Source organism: Caulobacter sp., from assembly GCF_035254145.1.
In the GTDB taxonomy this organism is placed as follows: domain Bacteria; phylum Pseudomonadota; class Alphaproteobacteria; order Caulobacterales; family Caulobacteraceae; genus Caulobacter.
This window is the reverse complement of record NZ_DATFAV010000122.1, coordinates 1-4,098: the sequence shown is the minus strand read 5'-3', so window position 1 is coordinate 4,098 and position 4,098 is coordinate 1. Positions and strand designations below refer to the sequence as shown.

Sequence of the window (4,098 nt, the reverse complement as noted above, 5' to 3'; positions counted from 1 at the left end):
GGACCCCTTCACCGACCACGGCCACGACGGCGTGGTCGAGGGCGGCAGGATCCTCAACGACCCGACCATCGAGCGCCTGATCGAACAGGGCCTGATGCAGGCGGAGGCCGGCGCCGACATCCTGGCCCCGTCCGACATGATGGACGGCCGGATCGGCAAGCTGCGGTCCGCGCTGGAAGGCGCGAACTTCCAGGACGTGATGATCATGTCCTATGCGGCGAAATACGCCTCGGCCTTCTATGGCCCGTACCGGGACGCCATCGGCTCGGCCAAGCTTTCCGCCGGCCAGGGCGACAAGAAGACCTACCAGATGGACCCGGCCAACACCGAGGAAGCCATCCGCGAGGTCGCGCTCGACATCGCCGAGGGCGCCGACATGGTCATGGTCAAGCCGGGGATGCCCTATCTCGACATCCTGCGCCGGCTGGTCGACGAATTCCGCATGCCGACCTACGCCTTCCAGGTGTCGGGCGAATACGCGATGATCAAGGCCGCCGCCCAGAACGGCTGGATCGACCACGACCGCGCCGTCCTCGAAAGCCTGACCGCCTTCAAGCGCGCCGGCGCGGCGGGGATCATCACCTATTTCGCGCCGTGGGCGGCGGAAAAGCTGGGGGCGTGAGCCGCGTCCTCGACATCGTCACCGCCGTGATCCGCGACGAAACTGGCCGGATGCTGCTGGTCCGCAAGCGCGGCACGAGCACCTTCATGAAGCCGGGCGGCAAGCGCGACGCCGGCGAGGACGATCTGACCACCCTGGCCCGCGAGCTCGACGAGGAGCTGGGGTGCCGGCTCGTCTCGGCCGAACTGCTGGGCCATTTCAGCGCTCCGGCCGCCAACGAGGCCGGTTTCACCGTGCGATCGGCGACGTACCTGGCCAGGGTCGAGGGCGACGTCGCCGCCCGGGCCGAGATCGAGCAACTGGCCTGGATCGATCCGGCCGCGCCGGGCGAGCTGCGCCTGGCGCCCTTGCTGACGCAAGCCGTCCTGCCGGCCCTGCTGTCCCGCGCCTAGGACGGATCGTCAAAGCAGCGTTGAATTCAATGACTCGCCTTCCTGGGCCTTGTGCCCAGGACCGATGCCGGCGGCAGACTGGGATTTGGAAGCGAGCCGGGGCTGAACAGCCCAGAGCGCTGGTCAAACTCGGCGACCTCGGAACGATGGGTCCTGGGCATAAGGCCCAGGAAGGCAGGAATTGTGCGCTGCCTTGAATGTCGATCCGTCCTAGACCCTGTCGCTGATCCGGTCCTGGATCATTTCCAGCGCCAGTTCGCGCGCGCGCTCGGGAGGACGCCCCAGCAGGTCGCTGAGCGTCGGACCGAACAGACCGACCCCGACGGCCAGGATGATGCTCAGCAGGATGACGTCGACCACCGCCTCGCGGTCGGCGACCACCTCACGCGCCAGGCGGGTCTGAACCACAGCGTCGACGACCTCGCGCACCAGCGTCATCCGCCGTCCTTCGCCGGTCAGTTCCAGCCAAGCGGCGAGACGCGCCGCGCCCTTGGCCTCGAAGGCGTCGAACAGGGCCCGGGCGCCGAAACCCGGCGTCGCCCCCTCCCCGTCGAAACCCGCGATGATCTTCTCGGCCAGTTGGCGGATCATCCGCTCCATCAACGCCGTCTCGACCCCGGCGATCGAGCCGAAGTGGTGGATGACGTTGGCGTGGACGACGCCGGCGGCCTTGGCGACGTCGGCCAGTTTCAGCGCCTGGGGTCCCTGCTCCACCAGGATCGCCTCGGCGGCGGCCAGGATGTTCTCCCGCGCGGCCTCGGGCGAGCGGCGGATGCGGGGCGGACGAGGCGCGGACGCTTCTATTGACATTTTTGTCAGTACAACCAAGTCTGGAGTCCAGGCCGATGTCACAGCCCTAGACCGCCGGAGCCTAGAACGCCATGACCGACTCCAAGCACACGCCCGCCGACCTCGACGTCGCCCCGCGCGACATTCGCTTCTCCCTGGAGACGGCGCGCCAAGGTCACTGGCTGGGCGGCGATCCCGTCGCCACGGCCGTGTTCAACGCCATGTCCCTGACCTTCCCCGACGGCGAGCGGATGTTCATGGATGCGGTGAAGGCCTATCGCGACCGCCTGACCGGCAAGCTGGCCCAGGACGCCAAGGGCTTCATCGCCCAGGAGGCCATCCATTCACGCGAGCACCACCAGCTCAACAGCCTGATCGACCGCGAGCGCTATCCGGTGGCCGAGATCGAGGCGATGATCCGCAAGCGCGTCACCTTCGCCCGCGAGCGCGGCCCGATGGCCATGCTGATCTCGACGATCGCCCTGGAGCACTTCACGGCCATGATGGCCGAGATGCACGCGCGCCATCGCGACCTCTTCGACACCACCGATCCCGAGATCGAGAAGCTGTGGCGCTGGCACGCCATGGAGGAGACCGAGCACAAGGCCGTCGCCTACGACGTCTTCCTGGAGGTGACCAAGGATTGGTCGCCGCTGAAGCGCTACGTCGTCCGCTGCCGCGCCATGGCGCTGGTGACGATCATGTTCACCCGCAACATCACCCGCTACGCCGCCCGCCTGCTGGAGGCCGACGGCTACACGCCCGAGGCGGCGCTGAAGGCGGTCAAGCGCTTCGTCTGGCGCGATCCGGGCCTCTTCCGCCGCGGCGGCAAGACCTACTTCGCCTGGTACCGGCCCGGCTTCCACCCCTGGGACCAGGACGACCGCCCGCTGGTCGCCGACTGGAAGACGGAGTTCGACGCGGCGGCGGCTTAATCGCGTTCAAACCACCGCCTTCCTCGCCCTTGTGGCGAGGATCCATGGTTTAGTTGAACCGACATTAGGGATCATGGCGCCGCATAGCCTCCGCCCCGATATGGGATGACGTGCGCGCGGACAGATGGGTCCTGGGCACAAGGCCCAGGAAGGCGGCTGGGGGTTAGCTGAAACAAGAACGGCGGCCACTCGGCCGCCGTCTTCGTTTCTCGGATGGGACTGGGAGCTACCCCGCGATCAGCCCGAAGTCGGCCACCAGGCCCATCGCGTCGCGGACGGCGGCCAGGGTCTTCAGGCGGTTGTCGCGGTGCTCGGGCTCGTTGACGAAGACGCCGTCAAGATAGGCGTCGACCGGGCCGCGCAGCTCGGCCAGCTGGGTCATGGCGCCGGTGAAGTCTTCCTTGGTCAGGGCGTCCTTCAGCGGCTTATCCAGCAGGCGCAGGGCGTTGTAGAGCCCCACCTCGGCATCGCTGTCGGCGGTGGGGGCCTCGGGCGCGCCGGTCGGCAGGGCGCCCTTCTTCTCCTCGGCCTTGAGGATGTTGGAGGCGCGCTTGTAGCCGGCCAGCAGGTTCTTGCCGTCGTCGGTCTTCAGGAATCCGTCCAGGGCCTCGACCCGCGCGACGATACGCGCCAGGTCGTCGTCACCCAGCGCGAACACAGCGTCGACGAGGTCGTGGCGCTTGCCCTGGTCGCGCAGGGTGACCTTCAGGCGGTCGGCGAAGAAGGTCACGATCGACGCGCTGAGCGCCTTGTGGCGGCTAGTATCAGCGGTCGAGAGCCCTTTTGCCCAGGCGTATTCACCGATGCTCGGATCACTCACGAGAAGGCGATTAAACGCGCCTTCCGTAACAACACTGAGGCTGACCCGGAGTTTCGCTTCCAAGATAATCCGGATCACGCCAAGCGCCGCACGACGCAGCGCATAGGGGTCCTTGCTCCCCGTCGGCTTTTCGTCGATCGCGAAGAACCCGACCAGCGTGTCCAGCTTGTCCGCCAACGCCAACGCCACGCTCACCGGCGCCCTCGGCACGGCGTCCGAGGGGCCCTGCGGCTTGTAGTGGTCGCGCACCGCGTCGGCGATCTCGCCGTCCAGGCCGAAGGTCCGGGCGTAGTAGCCGCCCATGATCCCCTGCAGCTCAGGGAACTCGCCGACCATCTGCGAGGCGAGGTCGGCCTTGGCCAGGCGCGCGGCCTCCTTGGCCTTGGCGACGTCGGCGCCGACCAGCGGGGCGATCTCGCCGGCCAGGGCGACGATGCGCTGCACGCGCTCCGCCATCGTCCCGAGCTTGGCGTGGAAGGTCACGCCGTTCAGCTTCTCCAGCCACGGCTCGAAGCCGACCTTGACGTCCTCGTCCCAGAA

General features: G+C 67.7%; 5 protein-coding genes. 3 read left to right on the top strand and 2 right to left on the bottom strand.

Annotated elements, in window-relative coordinates:
• On the top strand, positions 1-622 hold a 622-nt coding region (hemB, locus tag VJ655_RS07170), incomplete at its 5' end, for a porphobilinogen synthase (protein WP_324110379.1).
• Positions 619-1,014, top strand: coding sequence for an NUDIX domain-containing protein (locus VJ655_RS07165; protein WP_324110378.1), 396 nt, complete (start codon positions 619-621; stop codon positions 1,012-1,014). The genes hemB and VJ655_RS07165, both read left to right, overlap by 4 nt.
• Before the next feature lie 210 nt (positions 1,015-1,224).
• On the opposite strand, the gene VJ655_RS07160 is transcribed toward VJ655_RS07165, so the two are convergent.
• The gene (locus tag VJ655_RS07160) at positions 1,225-1,842 is read right to left on the bottom strand and encodes a TetR/AcrR family transcriptional regulator (RefSeq protein ID WP_324110377.1); all 618 of its coding nucleotides are present in this window, start codon (positions 1,840-1,842) and stop codon (positions 1,225-1,227) included.
• Between the two features lie 53 nt (positions 1,843-1,895).
• On the opposite strand from VJ655_RS07160, the gene VJ655_RS07155 reads away from it, so the two are divergent.
• On the top strand, positions 1,896-2,738 hold the full coding sequence (locus VJ655_RS07155; RefSeq protein ID WP_324110376.1) for a metal-dependent hydrolase: 843 nt from the start codon (positions 1,896-1,898) through the stop codon (positions 2,736-2,738).
• Positions 2,739-2,964: 226 nt separating this feature from the next.
• Here VJ655_RS07155 and glyS read toward each other — a convergent pair.
• A partial coding sequence (gene glyS, locus VJ655_RS07150; RefSeq protein WP_324110375.1) for a glycine--tRNA ligase subunit beta occupies positions 2,965-4,098 on the bottom strand: 1,134 nt, incomplete at its 5' end.